The sequence below is a fragment of the Amycolatopsis sp. H20-H5 genome (assembly GCF_035828755.1).
Taxonomy (GTDB): Bacteria; Actinomycetota; Actinomycetes; order Mycobacteriales; family Pseudonocardiaceae; genus Amycolatopsis.
The window spans coordinates 1-19,730 of sequence record NZ_JAYMZS010000067.1 but is presented as its reverse complement, the minus strand read 5'-3'; the positions used below and the strand labels follow the sequence as shown (position 1 = coordinate 19,730).

Below are 19,730 nucleotides of genomic sequence, written 5' to 3'. Positions count from 1 at the left end.
GTCGCTAGGCTCTCGCGGGGAGGCAACGAGTGGCCCGGTATCCGCACAGGTTGTCAGGTTCACACGGTGTGGGGTGACCCCTTCGGTAAATCTCCTTCCGATGATCCTTGCAGGTGGCTGGGGGCGAGCAGTGATGACCGTGCGCGGTGCCGGTGACATCGCCCTCCTCTTGCCATCCGGTGATTTGTCTCCGCCGGGTAAGCACGCCTCGGTGGAACTCCTTCTCAGCTTCCCCTGGAGCGCGTTGTGACTTCCCGTCCCCCTTCCCGCTTGCTGACCGCCCTGCTGTGTGTGCTGACGCTCACCGGCGTCACCGCACTGGCGGGCTGCTCCGACAGCTCGTCCGCGTCCGGCGGCAAGATCACCCTCGGTTTCAGTGCGTGGCCGGGCTGGTTCCCCTGGCAGGTCGCCCAGGAGGAGGGCCTGTTCGCCAAGAACGGCGTCGACGTCGAGCTGAAGTGGTTCGGCAACTACACCGACAGCATCAACGCGCTGTCCAGCGGCGCGATCGACGCGAACAGCCAGACGCTCAACGACACGCTGGGTTCGCTCAGCGGTGGCGCGAAGCTCTCGGTCGTGCTGGTGAACGACAACTCGACCGGCAACGACAAGATCATCGCGCGGGAGGGAATCACCAGCGTCTCCGACCTGAAGGGCAAGACGGTCGCGGTCGAGCAGGGCCTGGTCGACCACTACCTGCTGCTGCTCGCGCTCCAGGAAGCCCACCTGACCGAGAAGGACATCCACCTCACCAACCTGCCGACCGACGCCGCCGCGGCCGCGTTCGTGGCGGGCAAGGTGGACGCCGTCGCCGCCTTCGCGCCGTTCACCTCGAAGGCGCTGGAGCGGCCGGGCAGCAAGGCGGTCTCGACCTCGGCGGAGTTCCCCGGCGCCATCCCCGACCACCTGACGACCTCGGCCAAGCTGACCAAGGACCGGCCGAAGGACGTCCAGGCGCTGGTGAACACCTGGTTCGACACGCTCAAGTGGATCAAGGACAACAAGGACAAGGCCATCGAGATCATGGCCAAGCGCGGTGACGTGACCCCGGCGGACTACAAGACCTACGACTCGGGCACCACGATCTTCACCCGCCAGCAGAACATCGACGCGTTCACCCCCGGTGTCACTTCGGCGCACCTGGACTTCTCGGCGAACAAGATCATCGACTTCATCGTGAACACCGGGCTGGCGCAGCAGCGCCCGTCGATCGACGGGCTCTTCGACGACCGGTTCGTCAAGGCCGTACCGCAGTGACCGGTGACCAGCGGACCACCCGGGCGGGCACCACCAGCCCGGTCGACGAGCGCGCGGCAGAGGAGCTGGAGGCCGAGCGTCGCCTCGCCGATGCCCAGGAAGCGCGGCGAGGCAAGGAAACGGCTCCGTCGGGGCGGGCGGCCTGGAAGCCGCTTCCCCGCCGGACAGGGCTGAAGCCCGCCCCGGCGCTGGTGTCCATCCGCACCCCGATCTCGACGCGTGCGCGGTGGACGCTGATGGTGCTGTCGTTCGTGATCCCGTTCGTCGCCTGGGCGGCGCTGAGCGCGAGTGCCGTGGTGGACCCGACCTTCCTGCCGTCGCCGGGCTCGGTGCTCGACGCCGGGCTGGGGATGGCGTCGTCCGGTGAGCTGTTCAGCGATCTGGGCGCGACCACCGGGCGGGTGCTGTACGGGTTCGGGCTCGCCGTACTCGTCTCGGTGCCGCTCGGCATCGTGATGGGCACGTTCGCCGCGGGACAGGCGTTGTTCGAGCCGGTGATCGGGCTGGTGCGCTACCTCCCGGTGCCCGCGCTGGTCCCGCTGCTGATCATCTGGCTCGGGATCGGCGAGGAGTCGAAGATCGCCCTGCTGTTCATCGGCTCGGTCTTCTTCAACACGCTGATGACCGCCGACGTCGTGCGCGGGGTGCCGCGGTTGCTCATCGACGCCTCGTACACCCTCGGCGCGCGCCGGGGCGAGGTGCTGCGCAAGATCGTGGTCCCGCACTCGCTGCCCGGCATGATCGACGCCGTCCGCGTCAACATGGCCGCCGCCTGGGGCTTCGTCGTGGTGGCCGAACTGGTCGCCGCCGAGTCCGGGCTCGGCTACCGGATCATCCGGCTTCAGCGGTTCCTGCAGACGGACAAGATCTTCGCGGTGCTCATCGTGATCGGCCTGGTCGGGCTGCTGATCGACGTCCTGCTGCGGCTGTTGCGGACCAAGGTCGGGAGGTGGGCGGCATGACGCTGCGGCTTCGGGGCGTGGCCAAGGACTACACCGTGCGGGACAAGACCACGCGCGCGCTCGACGGCGTCGACCTCGACATCGCGCGCGGCGACTTCGTCTGCGTCGTCGGCGCGAGCGGTTCCGGCAAGTCGACGCTGCTCTCGCTCGTCGCGGGGCTGCTCCTGCCGACCGAGGGCGAGGTCCTGCTGGACGGCGCGCCGGTGAGCGGGCCGGGGCCGGACCGCGGGCTGGTCTTCCAAGCCGGGGCGCTCTTCCCGTGGCGGACGGTCGAGCGCAATGTCGCGTTCGGACTCGAACTGCTGGGGCTGGGCGCCGCCGAGCGGGCCGCCCGTGTCGAGTGGTACCTGAAGGAGACCGGGCTCGCCGATGTCCGGCATTCGTTGCCACGGCAGCTTTCCGGCGGCCAGCGGCAGCGGGTGGCGATCGCCCGCGCGCTGGCCGGTGAGCCCGCCGTGCTGCTGCTCGACGAGCCGTTCGGCGCGCTCGACGTGCAGACCAAAGAGGACATGCAGGTGCTGATCCGCCAGATCTGGGCGGACACCGGCACCACGGTGCTGATGGTGACCCACGACGTCGAGGAAGCGGTGTTCCTCGGCGCGAGGGTGGTGGTGCTCGCCAGCGACCCCGGCCGGATCGCCGCGGACGTCGACGTGGCGCTGCCGCCGGGCCGGGGGCTGCCGGTGAAACGGGAGCCGGAGTTCCTGGCGCTGCGGGCGAGGATCGAGGACCTGGTCCGCGAGCAGCATCGCGGCCATCTGGACCGGCTCGCCGGGGTCGAGTGAGTGCCGGGCAAGCGAAGGACGAACGGGAAGGCAGCGGGGATGAGGCACGGCAGGAAACCGCCGGAGCGCAAGCCGGGCCGGCGCAATCGCGTCCTCGCCCGGCTCGGCATCCGCGGGAAGCTGAACCTGCTCCTGCTGCCGCCGCTGATCGCGGTGGTGCTGGTGTCGGTGCCGTTCGTGCTGACCCAGGTGACCAGCGCGACTTCGGCCGGGCAAACGGCGGAAGTCGCGCGGCAGGCCCAGAAACTCGGCGAGCTGGTCACGCAACTGCAGCGGGAGCGCCTGCTCACCGGCGCGTTCGTCGCGACGCCGTCGAAGGCCGACACCGACATGGTGACCCAGCGGCGTGCGGTCGACAACGCGGTCAGCGAGGTGCGCGCCTCGCTGGGCCCGGACGCGCCGGACGAGCTGGCCGCGGCGCTGGTGCGGACCGGTTCGCTGCAGGAGCTGCGGCTGAACGCGTTGACCCGTGGCGTTTCGCTGGACGGTGTCGCCAGGACCTACCACGCCGTCATCGGCGCGGTGATCGACGCGCTGCGGCTGGTGCCGCAGACGACCAGTGACGCCGAGGGCACCCGCCAGCTCACCGCGCTGGAAGCGCTGTTGCGCGCGAACGAGGAGAACTCGTTGCGCGGCATGGCCTTGATCGTCGCCGCCGTGTCGCCGGAGGCCGGTCAGTCCGCGCTCGCCGACGCGACGCAGACGGCGCCGATCTTCACCGAGCGGTTCGTCCAGCAGGCCGACCCCGACCAGGCCGCGCGCGTGGTCAGGGTCGACCAGGGCGACGCCGCCCGCAAGATCGACGAGCTCGCCGCCCAGGTGCCGGCACTGCGCCCTGGTTCGGCGCAGGCGACGGCGTTCGTCGCCGAGGTGCTGGCCACCGCGGATTCGCAGGCAGGGCAGCGTCGACTCGTCCAGGGCGAGGTCACCGGCCAGATCACCGAAGCCGCGTCGAGCCGGGCGAGTGGCGCCACCCAGCTGGCCTGGACGGTCGGCGCCGGCGCCGCGCTGATGTTCGCGCTGGTGCTGTTCCTCGCCATCGCGGTCAGCCGGTCGATCGTGGAACCGCTGCGGCGGCTGACCGCCGCGGCCACCTCCGTCGCCGACCTCGCGGGCACCGAACTGGTCCGCGTCACCGACACCGAGGCGGTCGAGGAGCAGGTGGCCAGGCTCGCCACCATCGAGGTGTCCTCCAGCGACGAGCTTGGCAGCCTGGCGACCGCGTTCAACCGCGTCCAGTCGACCGCGTCCGAGCTGGTGGAACGCCAAGCCGTCACCCGGCGCAACGTCAGCCTGATGTTCGCCAACGTCGCGAAGCGCACGCAGAACCTCGTCGGCCGCCAGCTCGCGCTGGTCGACGAACTCGAACGCAACGAGCAGGACACCCGGCTGCTGGCCAGCCTGTACCGGCTCGACCACCTCTCCACCCGCCTGCGGCGCAACGCGGACAACCTGCTGGTCGTTTCCGGCACCCGCGACGAAGCGCGGATCTCCGGGCCGATCGAGCTGTCCACCGCGCTGCGCTCGGCGCTCGCGGAGATCGAGGACTACCAACGGGTCCGGCTCGGCGTGATCGGCGACATCGTGCTCTCGTCCTCGCTCGGCGCCGACCTGGTGCTGGTGTTTGCCGAACTGATGGAGAACGCGACCTCGTTCTCCCCGCCCGGCGCCGGCGTCGAGGTCGACACGATGTTCCTGGCCGAGGGCGGTTGCCTGGTCAGCATCGTCGACCACGGCATCGGGATGAACGACACCCGGCTGGCCGAGGAGAACCGGCGGCTCGTCGAGCGCGAGCGGCTCGAGGTCGCGCCGACCAGTGTGCTCGGGCTCTTCGTGGTCGGCAGGCTCGCGCGGCGGCACTCGCTGGACGTCGAACTGCTCGCCACCCCGCGCACCGGCGGCGTGACCGCGCGGCTCACCATCCCGGCCGGGTTGTTCAGCCACCAGCCGGCGGAGTCCAGCGGGCACGAGCCGGAGATCCCCGCCCAGGCGACGGCCGTCGAACCGGCCGCCGCCCGCCCGTCCGGTGTCTCCCCGGAGCCCGCCGGACTGCCGATGCCCGCCATCCCGGCCCTGATCGATGTGCCGCGGGGCCCCAATTTCCGGTGGTTCCGCCAGCCGGGCAAAGCCGGGCAGCCTGGGCAGCATGCCCAGCCCGATCCGGTCTGGCCGGACACCGAGCCGGACGTGACGCCCGCCGATCCTTATGTGCCGTACGCGGCCCCGGCCGTCTCGGTCGTCGCCACGGAAGTCGCGGGTGACCGTGGCGGACTCCGGCGGCGGGTCAGGGGCGCACAGCTGCCCGGCACCGCCGCCGCGGCTCCCTTGCCCGCCGCCCCCACCTACGAGCCCGCGCTCGCCACGCTGGGGGTGCACTCCCTGCCCGCCGCCCGGCCACGGCAGGACCCGGCGGCGCTGCGGGACGCGCTGGACGGCTTCCAGTCGGCTTTCGAAAACGCGGCTGTGCCGCCGAGAGCCGAGGCGCCCGAGGTCGAGGTGCCCCGGACCGAAGCGTCCCGAACCGAGGTGCCCAGAACTGAAGCGCCCCGAACTGAAGCGCCCCGAACCGAGGTGCCCCGGACCGAAGCGCCCCGGCAGGCGGCACCGCCGGTGGAGGCACCGGTGGCGGCCCAGCCGCTTTCCCGCGACGGGATGGTCCGGCGGGTCCCTGGCGCGCAGCTCGCCCCCGGCCTGCGCAAGGAGTCGGCGGGCAGGCCACCCGCGCGGAGCGAGGCCCCCCGCCACCGGCGGGACCCGGCGTCGGAACGGGCGGCCTTCGACGCGTTCACCAGCGGCCTGGCCAAGGCGGGCGCGGCGACGGCGGATTCACCGGACATGATCGCCGGGCGTGACATCGATCGAGGAGAAGAGAGCAGGCAATGAGCACCCCCGCATCCGCAGTCAGCGTCAAAGCGCAGGACTTCAACTGGCTGGTGAGCAGGTTCGCCCAGCACACCGCCGGCGCCATGGCCGCGATCGCGGTTTCGGCAGACGGCCTGCTGATCGCGATGTCGTCGTCGATGGAACGGTCCAACGCGGACCGGCTCGCGGCGATCTCGTCGGCGATGCTCGGACTCGCCCACGGCGTCTCCGACAGCCAGTCACTCGGCGCACCGGACAAGGTGATCATCGAGCTGGAACGGGGTTATCTGCTCGTCTGTACGATCAGCGTCGGCTGTTCGCTCGGCGTGCTGGCCAACAAGCAGGCCAGCCTCGGCACGATCGCCTACGAGATGGCCATGTTCGCCAACCGGGCCACCGAGGTGCTCACCCCCGGGTTGATCGAGGAGCTCAAGAACACCGTCGGGATGTAGCCCACCGAAAGGAGTACGGCGATGACCGAGGAACCGGACATCTCTTTGCTGCGGCCGTATCTGCTGACCGCCGGTCGTGCGCAGCCGATCGACCAGACCCTGGAGATCGAAGCGCAGGTACTGACCAGCAGGCTCGGCGCGGCGTCGTACTCGAAACTCAGCTACGAACGGCTGCAAATCGTTTCCCTGTGCCGGAACACCATGTCGGTGGCCGAGATCGCGGCGATGCTCGGCCTGCACATCGGTGTCGCGCGGGTGCTGGTGGCGGATCTCGTGGCGCTCGGCTACGTCGTCGTCCGTCGCCCGGGGAACCACAACTCCCATGATCTGGACATGATCGAAAGGGTCATCCGTGGACTCGAAACCATACGCTGAACCCAGGCAGCCGGGGGCCCGGCCACCGGCCCCGGTGAAGATCGTCATCGCCGGCGGTTTCGGGGTCGGCAAGACGACGACCGTGGGCGCCATCTCGGAGATCAAGCCGTTGACCACCGAGGCGGCCATCACGTCGGTGGCCGCGGGCATCGACCGCACCGGGCACGTGCCGACGAAGACCACCACCACCGTCGCGCTGGACTTCGGCTGCATCACCATCGACGAGGACGTCAAGCTGTACCTGTTCGGCACGCCGGGGCAGGACCGGTTCGGCTTCATGTGGCGGGACCTGGTGATCGGCGCGCTCGGCGCGCTGGTCATCGTGGACACCCGGCGGATGGACGACTGCTACCCGGCCGTCGACTACTTCGAGAACGCCGGGCTGCCGTTCGTGGTCGGGGTGAACACCTTCGACGGGACGCTCGGGCACGAGCTGGAGGACATCCGCTGGGCGCTGGCGATCGGCGACGACGTCCCGCTGATCACCTTCGACGCGCGGCACAAGCTTTCGGTGCGCGACGCCCTGCTCACGGTCCTGCACCACACGTTCCAGCGAGCCCGTGCCTCGACAGCCTGACCCGGAAGGCCGGAGGTCACGCGAGCCAGCCACTCGCGTTGGCCCGCAGCGCGGCCTCGTACGCGGTGGCGACGTCGAACTCCGGTGGCAGGTTTCCGTTGAACTCCAGTGAGACCAGCCCGTGCGCCACGCCCCAGCACCCCACCGCGATCACCTCGGGCGCGACGTCGACGAACACACCCTCGGCGACCGCCGCCCGCACGATGTCCTCCAGCGGCTTGAGGGTGGCCCTGGACAGGTCGTTGGCCTCGTCGTTCGGCTCGAAACCCGGGACGGATCGGGTGAACATGATCGCGTACAGATGCGGGTCCGCGAGCGCGCTCACCCGATAGGCGAGACCCAGTCGAGTGAGATCCTCGACCGGCTCGCCGGTGAGCCCGACCGCGTCCATCCGGCCGCCGAACCGCCGGAAGCCCTCGACGTACAGGGCGCCGACCAGCTCCGGCTTGCCACCGAACAGCGAGTACACCGCGGTGGTCGAGGTCCCGACGTCGGCGGCGAGCTTGCGCAGGCTGAGCGCCTTGGCGCCGTCGGCGGTGATGAGTTCACCGGCCCGGTCCAGGAGCTTGAGCCGCAGCGCTTCGTCGTGCGTCCGTGGACGGGCCATGCGCCGATCCTACGCAACACTGTTATGAATCGCCGGAGATCAAACCCGAGCCCCTGAAGGCCACCATCACGGCGTAATACGCCGTGATGGTGGCCTTCAGGGGCAGTCAGCGAAAGGGATTTGACCTGGAGTGCACTCCAGGTCGTAGGGTCGAATGCATGAGCTACTCGATAGCGGAAGCCGCGCGACGTAGCGGGCTGTCGATCGACACCCTGCGGTACTACGAGCGCATCAAACTCGTCGACCCGCCGGCCAGGGACACCGCGGGCCGGCGCGACTACTCCGATCCCGACCTCGCCTGGCTGGAGTTCCTGACCAAGCTCCGCCTCACCGGCATGCCGATCAAGCGGATGCGCGAGTACGCCTCCCTGCGCAGGCACGGCGTCGTCAGCGCCGGGCGCCGGAAGGCGATCCTCGTCGAACAGCGGCAGTCGGTCGCCGAGCGGATCGCCGAGCTGCAGGCCTGTCTCGAGATCCTCGACTACAAGATCACCAATTACGCGCAGGTCGAGCGCAAGGTGCTCGACAACGAACCGACCGTGGAGGGAATCTCAGCGTGATCACCAGGAAGCTCGGCGCACTGGAAGTCAGCGCACAGGGCCTCGGCTGCATGGGGATGAGCCAGGCCTACGGCACGTTCGACAACGAACAGGAGTCCATCGCCACCGTCCACCGGGCGCTGGAGATCGGGGTCACCCTCCTCGACACCGCCAACGTCTACGGAGCCGGGGCCAACGAGGAGCTCGTCGGCCGGGCACTGGCTGGCAAGCGGGACCAGGTCGTGCTGGCGACCAAGTTCGGCATCGTCTGGACCGACGGCGCGATGAACGCGCGCGGCGACGCCGCGTACGTCAAGAAGTGCTGTGAGGAGTCGCTGAGCAGGCTCGGCGTCGACCACATCGACCTCTACTACCAGCACCGGGTCGACCAGAACACGCCGATCGAACAGACCTGGGGCGCGCTGGCCGAGCTGGTCGCCGAGGGCAAGATCCGGTACGCGGGCATCTCGGAGGCTGCCGCGGACACCATCCGCCGCGCGCACGCCGTGCACCCGGTGACCGCGTTGCAGAGCGAGTGGTCCCTGTGGACGCGGGGCATCGAGGACGAGATCCTGCCGACCGTGCGTGAGCTCGGCATCGGCGTGGTGCCGTTCTCGCCGCTGGGCCGCGGTTTCCTCACGGGGAACGTGACTTCGCTGAAGGACCTGCCCGAGGACGACATGCGCCGCCGAATGCCGCGCTTCGCCGACGAGAACATCGACCGCAACCTCGCGATCGTCGAGGCGCTGAAGGCGCTGGCCGCGGAGAAGGGCGTCACCGCGGGGCAGCTCGCGCTGGCTTGGGTGCAGCACCAGGGTGACGACGTGGTGCCGATCCCGGGCACCAAGCGGCGCAAGTACCTCGAGGAGAACGCGGCGTCCGTCGACATAGCACTGTCCGAAAAGGACATCAAGGCCATCGAGGACGCTTCGGCCGGTGTCGCCGGTGAGCGCTACCCCGAGCACCTCGCCCGCGCGGCGGGCAAGTGAGGACGAGCATGACCGAAGGCAAGGTCCCCACCCGCACACTCGGCGAGCTGACGGTCAGCGCCCAGGGCCTCGGCTGCATGGGCATGAGCGAGTTCTACGGCCAGGGCGACGACACCGAGTCGATCGCGGTGATCCACCGGGCGCTGGAGCTGGGCGTGACCCTGCTCGACACCGCCGACATGTACGGCTTCGGCCGCAACGAGGAGCTCGTCGGCCGGGCCATCGCGGACCGTCGCGACCAGGTGGTCCTGGCGACGAAGTTCGGCATCGTGCGTGACGAGAACGAGCCCGCGAAGCGCGGCATCCGCGGCGACGCGGCGTACGTGCGGCAGGCGGCCGAGGCGTCGCTGAAGCGGCTCGGGATCGACCACATCGATCTCTACTACCAGCACCGGGTCGACGGCGACGTGCCGATCGAGGAGACCGTCGGCGCGATGGCTTCCCTGGTCGAGCAGGGCAAGGTGCGCCACCTCGGGCTGTCCGAGGCCGGTGCCGGGACCATCCGGCGGGCGCACGCGGTGCACCCGATCACGGCGGTGCAGACCGAATGGTCGCTGTGGTCGCGCGATATCGAGGACGAGATCGTCCCGGCGTGTGCCGAGCTGGGCATCGGCGTCGTGCCGTACTCGCCGCTGGGTCGCGGTTTCCTCACCGGGCGGTTCACCTCCGCCGCGGACTTCGGCGACGGCGACTTCCGGCAGCAGGCGCAGCCGCGGCTGGCCGACGGCAACCTGGAGCGAAACCTCGCGCTCGTCGAGGCGTTGAAAGCGCTGGCCGCCGAGAAGGGCGTCACCGCCGGGCAGCTCGCGCTGGCCTGGGTGCAGAGCCGCGGTGCGCACGTGGTGCCGATCCCGGGCACCAAGCGGCTCAAGTACCTGGAGGAGAACGTCGCCGCCGCGACGCTGGAACTGTCCACGGAGGACATCGCGGCGATCGAGCTGGCCGTGCCCGCAGACGGTGTTGCCGGTGAGCGGTACCCCGCCGAGGCACTGAAGGCGCTCGGCAACTGAGCTGGGGGGACTTTTTCCGGGGTTTCGCCAGGAAAAAGTCCCCTTCGGCCGTGCGGTGGGCGGCTTTGAAGATTTTCTGAGAACTCCGGGCCAGGCTGACCCCGTCAAGGGCGGGCGATCTGGCGGAGGTTTGTCGTGACGGACGAGGTACTGGACTATCTGGTGGTCGGCGCCGGGCCAGCCGGGCTCCAGCTCGCGTACTTCCTGGAGCGCGCCGGGCACAGCTACCAGGTGCTCGAAGGGGGCGCGGGCCCCGGCACGTTCTTCACCACCAACCCCCGGCACCGCACGCTGATCTCGGTCAACAAGGTGCACACCGGCTGGGACGACCCCGAGCTCAACCTCCGGATGGACTGGAACTCGCTGCTCTCCGACGACCCGGAGCTGCTGTTCCCCCGCTACAGCGACGCGTTCTTCCCCGCCGCCGCGGACCTGCTGCGCTATCTCGCGGACTTCGCCGGGAAGCACGCCCTGCGCGTCCGTTACGACACCTGGGTCGAGCGGATCCACAAGGACGACGACGGCGTCTTCGTCGTGACGGACACCGCGGGTACCGAGTTCCGCGCGACGCGGCTCGTCGTCGCGACCGGCGTCAGCAAGCCCTACATCCCCGACATTCCCGGGATCGAGCTCGTCGACCAGTACAACGACGTCTCGGTCGATCCGGCGGAGTTCACCGACCAGCGGGTGCTGATCATCGGCAAGGCCAACTCCGCGTTCGAGACCGCCGACAACCTGATCGCCTCGGCCGCGGTCGTGCACGTCGGCGGGCCGAACTCGCTCAAGCTGGCCTGGCGCACCCACTTCGTCGGCCACCTGCGCGCGCTGAACAACAACCTGCTCGACGCCTACCAGCTCAAGCTCCAGCACGCCGTCCTCGACGGCCATGTCCGCGACATCCGCCGGGACGGCGACGGGTTCGTCGTCACCTTCGGGTTCATCCGCGCGGAGGAGGTCCGCAAGGAGATCCGCTACGACCGGGTCATCTCGTGCACCGGGTTCCGGTTCGACGCCTCGATCTTCGATGAGGCCATCCGCCCGGAGCTGACCATCAACGACCGGTTCCCGGCGCAGACCTCGGCCTGGGAGTCGGTGAACGTCCCCGGGCTGTACTTCGCCGGCACGATCACGCAGGTCCGCGACTTCAAGAAGTCGACAAGCGGGTTCATCCACGGCTTCCGCTACGGTGTCCGCGCGCTGCAACGGATCCTCGACGAGCGGCACCACGACCGGCCGTGGCCGCACCGGCGCCTCACCGCGGACCTCGACGAGCTCACCGGTTCGGTGATCACCCGGATCAACCGGACTTCCGCGCTGTACCAGCAGTTCGGCTTCCTCGCGGACGTCCTCGTCGTCGACGGTGAAGAGGGTCGATACTACGAGGAAGTGCCCGTCGACCACTTCGCCGAGGGCAGGCTTTCCGACGCCGAACACGCGTTCGTGATCACCCTCGACTACGGCCCGGACCACGACAAGGTGGACCCGTTCGACATCTCCGTCCGGCGGGCGTCCCAGGACGTCGCGAACGACGCGGGCGAGGGTCACTACCTGCACCCGATCGTCCGGCACTACCGCCGGGGCGAGCTCGTGGCGGCCCACCACATCACCGAGAATCTCGACAACGAGTGGGACAAGCCGCAGGTGCACGTCAAGCCGCTCAAGGACTTCCTCGCGCGGCGACTGGCCACAGTGGACGCCTGAGTCATGCGGACTCTCGCGGAGTTCGAGGCCGCGGCGCGCGAACGTCTCGACCCGGTCCACTTCGACTTCTTCGCCGGGGGCGCCCGCGACGAGCTGACCCTGCGCGCCAACGAAACGGCGTTCCGGCGGCTGTCGCTACTGCCGAAGGTGTTGCGGGGGAACAGCAAACGCGAACTCGGCATCGAGCTGCTCGGCACGCCCACGTCGATGCCGATCGTGCTCTCGCCCACGGCGTTCCACCGGCTCGCGCATCCCGAGGGCGAGCGGGCCACCGCGAGGGCGGCGGCCCGCGTGGGCGCGATCATGATCGTCAGCATGGGGGCGACCACGACTGTCGAGGACATCGCGGCGGCCGCGCCCGGTGGCTCGACGCGGTGGTTCCAGCTCTACCTGCAGCCGGATCCCCGGGTCACCGAGGCGCTGGTCCGCCGGGCGGAACGGGCCGGGATGGCCGCGCTGGTGGTCACGGTCGACTCGCCGGTGTTCGGCGGCCGGGAACGCGACGACCGCAACGGCTTCCACGACCTGCCGTCCGGCGTCGTCGCGGAGAACCTGCGCGAGCTGCCCGGCGGCGAGCCGGGGCGGGCGGCCGACATCGCGATGTCGGCGGAGTTCACTTGGGAGCACCTCGCCTGGTTGCGCGGGATCACCTCGCTTCCCTTGCTGCTCAAGGGGGTTCTGCATCCCGAGGACGCCAGGCTGGCGGTCGGGGCCGGGGTCGCCGGGCTGGTCGTGTCGAACCACGGCGGACGTCAGCTCGACACCGCGGCCGCCACGATCGACGCGCTGCCGGAAATCGCGGAAGCGGTCGGCGGGGCGATCCCGCTGATCCTCGACGGCGGGATCCGGCGGGGCACCGACGTCGTCAAGGCGCTCGCGCTCGGCGCGACCGCGGTCGGCGTCGGCAGGCCGGTGCTGTGGGGGCTGGCCGCGGCCGGGGAGGACGGCGTCACGCGGGTGCTGGAGCTGCTGCGCGAGGAATTCGACCTCGCGATGGCGCTGTGCGGCGCGGCTTCCCCGAGCGAGCTCACGCCCGATCTGGTGCGGACCTACTCGTGACCAGGCTACTGACACGCGCGGCCTTGGTGACACTCGTCGTGAGCCTGCCCGCGTGGCTCCCGGGCCGGGTTGTCGCACTGCGCAACAGGATCTTCGCGCGCGTCAACGGAGACGAAGGGCTCGCGATCCCCGGCGACGTCGTCGGGATCGAGGATTTCAAACGGGTCTACGCCGATCCGGCGGCGGGCGGGCGCAGCAAGGGCGCGGCGCTGTCCGACCTGTTCTGGTACTGGCTGGCACCCGGGCCCGAGGTGCACCAGGAACACCTGGAGGCCGGGCCGCGCTACGACCAGGTCGCCAGGACCACGCGGCAGATCCTGGTCAAGACCAAGAAGGAGTCCGAGGAGCTGACCGAGCGTGTCACCCGGCACGTCCTCGACGAGCTCGATGTCGGCGAGGGCGCGCTGGTGCGGCTGCGCGACACCGTGATGCCGATCTGGGCCGAGCTGTACTACGAGCTGGTGTTCGGCGAGCCGTGCCCGCGCGAGGCGCGTGAACTCATCGTGGGCAACGCCGACGATGTCGTGTCCGCGCTCAAATGCGTGCGCCCGCGCAACATGCGGCGGCGCGAGCGGCTCACGAACTACGTCCTGCGCCGCCTCGGCGACGTGCCGCACGAGCTGCCGAGCCTACTGTCCACAAAGGAGCAGGCATACTACCTGCAGGGTGCCTTCTTCAACACCGCCGTCGTGCAGATGTCCGAGGCGATGGCGCACCTGCTGATGGCCGTCGCCCAGCATCCCGAAGTGCAGCGGCGGCTGGCCGGGAATCCCGGGGACGACGGCTATCTCGACGCGGTGATCGACGAGTCGCTGCGGGTGTTCCCGCTCTTCGGCATCGCGCACCGGATCAGCACCGCCGACATCGAGCTCGGCGACACGACGATCGCGGCCGGGACCGTGCTCTGTTTTTCCTACCCCGGCTACCATCGCGCGGGCTACGAGCACACCGACACCTTCGATCCGGGCCGCTGGGCGCGCCGCGCGGCGAAGGACTCGAACTTCATCCCGTTCGGTGTCACGCAGAACCGGGCCTGCCCGGCGCGAGGTCTCGCGCCGCTGACGATGCGGGTGGTGACGCGGGAAGTGTTGCGGCGCTTCACACTCTCGTCCACGGCCGGGCACACCCGCTCGATCCCCAACCGTGGCCCTTGCCTGTTCGTGCCCCGCGAATCCGGGCGTTCGCGGCGAGGCGTGCTGGCCTGGCTCGCGGTGCGCGACCGCTGGGAGGACGTCTGGCGCAGTCTCGCCCAGCTCGTCTTCGGGACCTACATGGTGCTGGACGCCAGGAAGAAACGGCTGACCGAGACCTACTTCGAGACCGAAGAACCCCGCTGTCCGATGAGGAGTGAAGCGTGAGTCCGTCTGTCGCGGCGCCGGCGTTCTTTCTGGCGGTGGTGGTCATCCTGGTCGTGTGCCGGCTGGTCTGCCTCGTCGCGGTCCGGCTCGGCCAGCCGCCGGTGGTGGGGGAGATGATCGCCGGGGTCCTGCTCGGGCCGTCGCTGCTCGGCCTGGTGCTGCCGGGGGTGCAGGCCGCGGTGTTCCCCGAGGGCATCAAGTCGCTGCTCTACGTCGGCGGCCAGCTCGGTCTGGTGGTGTTCATGTTCGGCGCGGGGTACGAGTTCAACGTCCGTGGCGTCCGCGGCTCCGGCCGGGCGGTCGGCGCGATCTCGCTGGCCGGGACGGCGGTGCCGCTGGCGCTCGGCATCGCGGTCGCCGTGCTGGGCAACCGGTGGACGCACATCTTCCTGCCGACGGTCTCGCCGCTGGTCTCGGCCGCGTTCGTCGGCGTCGCGCTGGCGATCACCGCGTTCCCGATGCTCGCGCGGATCATCACCGAACGCGGGCTGGCCGGGACCCGGTTCGGCTCGCTCGCGCTGGCCTGCGGCGCGGTGGACGACGTCCTCGCGTGGCTCCTGCTGGCGATCGTGCTCAGCCTGCACGCCGGCTCGACCGGGCCGGTGGTGCTGGCGATCGGCGGGGCCGCGCTCTTCGCGGTGGTGCTCGCCACCGTCGGCAAGCGCTTACTCGCCCGCGTCACCACGAGTGAGCGACTGAGCGGGGATCAGCGACTCCTGGTCACCATGATGGCGTTGTTCGCCGCCGCGTGGTTCACCGACCTGATCGGCCTGTACGCGGTGTTCGGCGCGTTCTGCCTCGGCATCGCCTTTCCGCGCAACGACGCGGCCGCCGCGGTGCTCGCGAAGATCATGCCGATCGGGCGGATCGTGTTCCTTCCGCTGTTCTTCACCTATTCCGGCCTGAACACCCGATTCGCCCTGCTCGCCGATCCGAAGCTGCTGCTGTTCTCCGGCGTCTGCGTGGTGGCCGCGGTCGCCGGGAAGTTCGGCGCCTGCTGGGGCGCGGCCCGCCTCGCCGGCGAACCACAGCCGGTCGCGGTGCGGGTCGGCGCGCTGATCAACGCCCGTGGCCTGATGCAGCTGATCGCGCTGAACGTCGGGCTGCAGGCAGGGATCGTCTCCCCGGCGCTGTTCACCGTGCTGGTGGTCGTCGCGCTGGTGACCACGGTGATGACCGCGCCGCTGCTGTCGTGGCTGGACCGCCGAGACTCACGTCGTTACGCCGATCCAGTGAACCCAAGTGTAGTGATTCACCGGGATCTGTCCGCTCAGGGGCTGGATAGTTGAAGGTTCACTGACAGACTGGGAGCGTGCACGATGCCGCAGAAGCGCCAGCGCTCCCTAGGGTGCTCCTCGTCGAGGACGATCGGGAGCTCGCGGGGCTGCTCGCCGAAATGCTCGACGGCGAAGGTTACGAAACCGATCAGGCCCATGACGGTCAGCGAGGCCTGCACCTCGGCCTCACCGGCCACTACGCGGTGATGATCCTCGACCGCAGGCTCCCGGTGATGGACGGCCTCGGCCTGCTTTCCGGGCTGCGGCGCAAGGCCGTCACCACCCGCGTGCTGATGCTCAGCGCGCTGGGCGAGGTGAGCGACCGCGTCGCCGGGCTCGACGCCGGGGCCGACGACTACCTGGTCAAACCGTTCGAGATGGACGAGATGCTGGCTCGCGTGCGCGCGCTGTGCCGCCGTGACCTCGACGGTGCCGACTGCCTCCCACTGGGCGAAGCGGCGCTCGACCTCGTCCGCCGTGAGGTGATCCTGGAGCGGGGGCGGCGGGTGACGCTGTCCGGGCGCGAGTTCGAGCTGCTGCGCACCCTCGCGCAGCGGCCGAAGGTGATCCATCCGCGCTCCTCGCTGCAGACGGAGGTCTTCGCGGACACCAACGGCGAGTCCATTGTGGACACCTACGTCTACTACCTGCGGCGCAAGCTCGGCCGGGGCGTGGTGCGCACGGTGCACGGGCTGGGCTACCAGCTCGGCGCGGTGTGATCGGGTGGCGCGGGGCCCCGCCGGCCGCGGAGGACCCCGAGACCAGGGCGCTGCGCCACGCGCGCCGGACGATCACCGGCGAGATCGCGGTGGTGATCTCGCTGCTGGTGTTCCTCGTCGGGGCCATCGCGTACCTCGTGCTGATCACCGGGCAGCGCGCCGACGTCAACCGGAACCTCGACTGGACCATTCGCCAGGGCGTCACCGGGACGCCGCCGGGCTGCATCTGGCTGTTCGACGGCGTCCGGCACGCACCCGCGAGCACGCCGCCGTCCGGGATGCCGTTGACGGAGTCGATCCAGCGGGTCGAGGCGGATGGCGAAACGATCACCGAACGCTGGCAGCGCAACGACACGGTGTACACGGTTCGCACCGAGAAGTCCGGTGGCGGCGTGGTCCAGGTGTTCTTCGACGAGCGGTACCAGGCCGCCGACCGCGAGCTGCTGCTGATCGGGCTCGCCGCCGCGGAAGTGCTGGCGCTGCTCGGTTCCGTGGTCACCGGGCACGTGCTCGCCGGCCGGGCGATCCGGCCGCTCGGCGAGGCGCTGCGGCGGCAGCGCACGTTCGTCGCCGACGCCAGCCACGAGCTGCGGGCACCGCTCACCCGGCTGCACGCGCGGGCCCAGCTGATGTCCCGCTGGGCGAAAGCGCAGCCCGAGCGCGTTTCCGGCGACCTCGACCGCTTGGTGAGCGACACCCGCGAGCTCGGCGAAGTGATCGAGGACCTGTTGCTGTCGGCGCAGCTGCAGGCGTCGCCGCCGGTCCTGGAGCCGGTCGACCTCGGCGAGCTGGCCGCGGCGGCCGTCGCGGCGGAATCCGTGCGCGCGGGGGAGCGCGGACTGCGGATCCAGCTGCGCGCGCCGGGCCCGTTCATCGTGCGCGGGGTGCCGACGGCGTTGCGGCGCGTGCTTTCGGCGTTGCTGGACAACGCGATCGGCCACACCCTGCCCGGCGGGACGATCGTCGTCGAGCTGTCGGCGGCGGGAGAGCGTCAGGTCGAACTGAGCGTCCGCGACACCGGCGTCGGCTTCGACCCGGTCGACACCGACCGGATCTTCGACCGCTTCGCCCGCGGCGACCAGGGCGACGGCCGCCGCTTCGGCCTCGGCCTCGCCCTGGTCCGCGAGGTCGTCACCGGCCACGGCGGCACGATCTCCGCCCTCGGCGCCCCCGACGACGGCGCCACCTTCACCCTCCGCTTCGCCCGCGCCCGCTGACGCCATGAACGCGCGCCCGCTCCGTCGCCAGTGTCATGAAAGGGTCTTTCAGGGCAATTTTCGTCCGGAAAGACCCTTTCATGACACTCACGAGGCTTAGAGGAGGGCGGTCACCTTGGTGGCGGTCGTGGCGATCGGGACCTGCCGCTGCTCGCGCGTCGCGAGGCTGCGGACCGTCACGTTCCCGGCGTCCCAGTCCTCGCGGCCGACGATGACCACCGCGCGGGCCCCCGCTTTGTCCGCGCGGGTGAGCTCCTTGCCCAGTTTGCGCGGCTCCAGCGGGGTCGACGTGCGCAGCCCCGCCCGGCGCAGGTCCGCCGCGACCTGGCGGGCCGCGGCGGCGAGGTCCTCGGTCACCGGGATGACCACGACGTCGACCTCGCTGCGGGGTGGGGGCGTCAGCTCGTGGGTGTCGAGGAAGTCGATCAGCGTCACGTCGCCCATGCCGAACCCGATGCCCGGGATCTGCTGCGCCGTGAACAGCGACGCGAGGTCGCTGTAGCGGCCGCCGCCGAACAGGGCGCGGCGGTTCTTCGGCGAGGTGTCGAAGACCTCGAACACCGTCGACGTGTAGTACGCCAGCCCGCGGACGATCATCGGGTCGAACCGGACCAGGCCCGCGGAGTCGCCGGAGAGCACCTTCACCAGGTTCGAGTTCTCCTTGACCTGCTCGGGCAGCTTGTCGAGCAGCGCCTCGCCCGAGGCCAGCGTCTCGGCCAGCTTCTCGAACAGCTCGTCCGGCAGGCCGATCGCGGCGGCCGCTTCGGCGAGTTTCGGGCGGTCGGTCTTCTCCCAGCGGTCCACCAGCGTGAACACCTGCGGCAGCAGGCCGGGCGGCACGCCGACGACGTCCGTGAGCGCGGACGAAAGCAGGTTCCGGTCGTTCACCCGGACGGCGTACATGTCCGGCGTCGCACCGAGCGCGCCCATCAGGTCGTGGACGAGCTCGAAGATCTCGATCTCGCAGTTCGGGCTGTCCGAACCGAAGATGTCGGCGTTGACCTGCCAGTGTTCCCGCACCCGCCCGCGCTGCGGGTTCTCGTAGCGGTGACAGTTCGGGTGGCTGTACCAGCGCACGGGGAATTGCAGCGACTTCGCGCCGCCCGCGATCATCCGCGCGACCGACGGGGTCATCTCCGGCCGCAGCGCGAGCCGCCGCCCGCCCTTGTCGGTGAGCGTGTAGAGCTGTTGCTCGGCGATCTCCTGGCCGGACTTCGCCTCGTAAACCTCGGCAGGCTCGAGAACCGGCCCGTCGTACCGGAGAAACCCCCGGCTTTCGAGCACCGCGTAGAGCTGGCCGAAAACCTGCGTACGCACGGACATCTCAGCGGGCAGGAAGTCGCGAGTTCCCTTGGCGGGCGCGGTACTCAGGTATTCAGGCACAGCGGGAAGCTTAATCACCGCCGGTCACGACGCCCCCACCCGAGTGCTCGGTCCCTGAAGGCCACCTTCACGGCGTTTAACGCCGTGAAGGTGGCCTTCAGGGACCTCCGAAAAGTGCGTCAGGCGGCCGCGCGGCCGTGGATCATGACCAGCCGCACGTCCCGCAGCGCGCCGAGGTCCGCGAGCGGATCGCCCCCGACGACCAGGACGTCCGCCGAGAATCCCGCTTCGAGACGTCCGGTCACCGCGCCGAGCCCGACGCCACGCGCACTGTCCTCGGTCGCGATCTCCAGGATCCGGCGCCGCGGGAAGCCGAGCCATTCGTACAGCTCCAGCGCGCCGACGGCATCGTCGAACACCGAGCCGGGCAGCCCCGCGTCGGTCCCCGCGAGCAGGGGCACGCCGTGCTCCTCCAGCCACGGCAGCCTGCCGTAGACGCGGTTCGCCAGCTCGTCGCCCATGCGCTCGACCATCGCGCGCCAGTTGCGGCTGCTCGTCGAGCAGGCCGCGATGTCCATGGCCGCCATGCGGATCGCGACGTTGTCGCGCAGGTCCAGCTGTCCCGGCCCGGTCAGCCACGTGCAGTGCTCGATCGTGTCGA

19 protein-coding genes are annotated in these 19,730 nt (G+C 70.2%); 16 read left to right on the top strand and 3 right to left on the bottom strand.

The genetic code is table 11. The annotated features are described in order from the left end of the window. Nucleotides 1-246: 246 nt before the first annotated feature. Genes QMK34_RS29760 through QMK34_RS29730 form a run of 7 tightly spaced genes read left to right on the top strand, consistent with a single transcriptional unit; the run spans nt 247 to nt 7,270 of the window. Nucleotides 247-1,257: an ABC transporter substrate-binding protein gene (locus tag QMK34_RS29760; protein WP_326417823.1), complete on the top strand. Its 1,011-nt coding sequence runs from the start codon at nt 247-249 to the stop codon at nt 1,255-1,257. Further along, a complete protein-coding gene (locus QMK34_RS29755; protein WP_326417822.1) occupies nt 1,254-2,219 on the top strand; it encodes an ABC transporter permease in 966 nt (321 codons plus the stop codon). The genes QMK34_RS29760 and QMK34_RS29755 overlap by 4 nt, the downstream gene beginning before the upstream one ends. After that, entirely contained in the window at nt 2,216-3,004 is a 789-nt protein-coding gene (locus QMK34_RS29750) for an ABC transporter ATP-binding protein (protein WP_326417821.1), read from the top strand. Before QMK34_RS29755 ends, QMK34_RS29750 begins: the two co-directional genes overlap by 4 nt. Nucleotides 3,005-3,043: 39 nt before the next feature. Next, a complete protein-coding gene (locus QMK34_RS29745; protein WP_326417820.1) occupies nt 3,044-5,887 on the top strand; it encodes a sensor histidine kinase in 2,844 nt (947 codons plus the stop codon). Continuing rightward, entirely contained in the window at nt 5,884-6,318 is a 435-nt protein-coding gene (locus tag QMK34_RS29740) for a roadblock/LC7 domain-containing protein (protein ID WP_326417819.1), read from the top strand. Before QMK34_RS29745 ends, QMK34_RS29740 begins: the two co-directional genes overlap by 4 nt. Before the next feature lie 21 nt (nt 6,319-6,339). Continuing rightward, on the top strand, nt 6,340-6,693 hold the full coding sequence (locus QMK34_RS29735; RefSeq protein ID WP_326417818.1) for a DUF742 domain-containing protein: 354 nt from the start codon (nt 6,340-6,342) through the stop codon (nt 6,691-6,693). After that, nucleotides 6,671-7,270: a GTP-binding protein gene (locus tag QMK34_RS29730; RefSeq protein ID WP_326417817.1), complete on the top strand. Its 600-nt coding sequence runs from the start codon at nt 6,671-6,673 to the stop codon at nt 7,268-7,270. The genes QMK34_RS29735 and QMK34_RS29730 overlap by 23 nt, the downstream gene beginning before the upstream one ends. Nucleotides 7,271-7,286: 16 nt before the next feature. On the opposite strand, the gene QMK34_RS29725 is transcribed toward QMK34_RS29730, so the two are convergent. After that, nucleotides 7,287-7,877, bottom strand: a complete 591-nt coding sequence (locus QMK34_RS29725) for a TetR/AcrR family transcriptional regulator (protein ID WP_326417816.1) — start codon at nt 7,875-7,877, stop codon at nt 7,287-7,289. A gap of 158 nt (nt 7,878-8,035) precedes the next feature. Here QMK34_RS29725 and QMK34_RS29720 point away from each other — a divergent pair, with 158 nt between their 5' ends. From QMK34_RS29720 to QMK34_RS29680, 9 genes are all read left to right on the top strand, one after another. After that, nucleotides 8,036-8,437 (top strand): MerR family transcriptional regulator, encoded by a 402-nt coding sequence (locus QMK34_RS29720; RefSeq protein ID WP_326417815.1) that lies wholly within the window; start codon nt 8,036-8,038, stop codon nt 8,435-8,437. A gap of 50 nt (nt 8,438-8,487) precedes the next feature. Further along, a complete protein-coding gene (locus tag QMK34_RS29715; RefSeq protein WP_326417856.1) occupies nt 8,488-9,405 on the top strand; it encodes an aldo/keto reductase in 918 nt (305 codons plus the stop codon). Nucleotides 9,406-9,413: 8 nt separating this feature from the next. After that, nucleotides 9,414-10,415: an aldo/keto reductase gene (locus QMK34_RS29710; protein ID WP_326417814.1), complete on the top strand. Its 1,002-nt coding sequence runs from the start codon at nt 9,414-9,416 to the stop codon at nt 10,413-10,415. Nucleotides 10,416-10,550: 135 nt separating this feature from the next. Further along, nucleotides 10,551-12,116 carry an NAD(P)-binding domain-containing protein gene (locus tag QMK34_RS29705; RefSeq protein ID WP_326417813.1) on the top strand — a complete coding sequence of 522 codons (1,566 nt, stop codon included), beginning with the start codon at nt 10,551-10,553 and terminating at the stop codon, nt 12,114-12,116. Nucleotides 12,117-12,119: 3 nt separating this feature from the next. After that, a complete protein-coding gene (locus QMK34_RS29700) occupies nt 12,120-13,175 on the top strand; it encodes an alpha-hydroxy acid oxidase (RefSeq protein WP_326417812.1) in 1,056 nt (351 codons plus the stop codon). Continuing rightward, nucleotides 13,172-14,533 (top strand): cytochrome P450, encoded by a 1,362-nt coding sequence (locus QMK34_RS29695; protein ID WP_326417811.1) that lies wholly within the window; start codon nt 13,172-13,174, stop codon nt 14,531-14,533. The genes QMK34_RS29700 and QMK34_RS29695 overlap by 4 nt, the downstream gene beginning before the upstream one ends. Beyond that, complete coding sequence (locus QMK34_RS29690; RefSeq protein ID WP_326417810.1) at nt 14,530-15,822, top strand: cation:proton antiporter; 1,293 nt, start codon at nt 14,530-14,532, stop codon at nt 15,820-15,822. Before QMK34_RS29695 ends, QMK34_RS29690 begins: the two co-directional genes overlap by 4 nt. 59 nt (nt 15,823-15,881) lie before the next feature. Then, nucleotides 15,882-16,529, top strand: a complete 648-nt coding sequence (locus tag QMK34_RS29685) for a response regulator transcription factor (RefSeq protein ID WP_326417855.1) — start codon at nt 15,882-15,884, stop codon at nt 16,527-16,529. After that, nucleotides 16,526-17,746 carry a sensor histidine kinase gene (locus QMK34_RS29680; RefSeq protein WP_326417809.1) on the top strand — a complete coding sequence of 407 codons (1,221 nt, stop codon included), beginning with the start codon at nt 16,526-16,528 and terminating at the stop codon, nt 17,744-17,746. The genes QMK34_RS29685 and QMK34_RS29680 overlap by 4 nt, the downstream gene beginning before the upstream one ends. Nucleotides 17,747-17,842: 96 nt before the next feature. Here the strand turns inward: QMK34_RS29680 and hisS are convergent, their stop codons facing one another. Both hisS and QMK34_RS29670 read right to left on the bottom strand, forming a co-directional pair. Further along, on the bottom strand, nt 17,843-19,129 hold the full coding sequence (gene hisS, locus QMK34_RS29675; protein ID WP_326417808.1) for a histidine--tRNA ligase: 1,287 nt from the start codon (nt 19,127-19,129) through the stop codon (nt 17,843-17,845). A 119-nt stretch (nt 19,130-19,248) separates the two neighbouring features. After that, on the bottom strand, nt 19,249-19,730 hold a 482-nt coding region (locus QMK34_RS29670; RefSeq protein WP_326417807.1), incomplete at its 5' end, for an amidohydrolase family protein.

Bases quoted from the DNA above. Each gene is read 5' to 3' on its own strand.
- QMK34_RS29750 (WP_326417821.1), top strand. From the start codon at position 2,216: ATGACGCTGCGGCTTCGGGGCGTGGCCAAGGACTACACCGTGCGGGAC.
- QMK34_RS29745 (WP_326417820.1), top strand. From the start codon at position 3,044: ATGAGGCACGGCAGGAAACCGCCGGAGCGCAAGCCGGGCCGGCGCAAT.
- QMK34_RS29740 (WP_326417819.1), top strand. From the start codon at position 5,884: ATGAGCACCCCCGCATCCGCAGTCAGCGTCAAAGCGCAGGACTTCAAC.
- QMK34_RS29735 (WP_326417818.1), top strand. From the start codon at position 6,340: ATGACCGAGGAACCGGACATCTCTTTGCTGCGGCCGTATCTGCTGACC.
- QMK34_RS29725 (WP_326417816.1), bottom strand. From the start codon at position 7,877: ATGGCCCGTCCACGGACGCACGACGAAGCGCTGCGGCTCAAGCTCCTG.
- QMK34_RS29720 (WP_326417815.1), top strand. From the start codon at position 8,036: ATGAGCTACTCGATAGCGGAAGCCGCGCGACGTAGCGGGCTGTCGATC.
- QMK34_RS29715 (WP_326417856.1), top strand. From the start codon at position 8,488: ATGGGGATGAGCCAGGCCTACGGCACGTTCGACAACGAACAGGAGTCC.
- QMK34_RS29710 (WP_326417814.1), top strand. From the start codon at position 9,414: ATGACCGAAGGCAAGGTCCCCACCCGCACACTCGGCGAGCTGACGGTC.
- QMK34_RS29700 (WP_326417812.1), top strand. From the start codon at position 12,120: ATGCGGACTCTCGCGGAGTTCGAGGCCGCGGCGCGCGAACGTCTCGAC.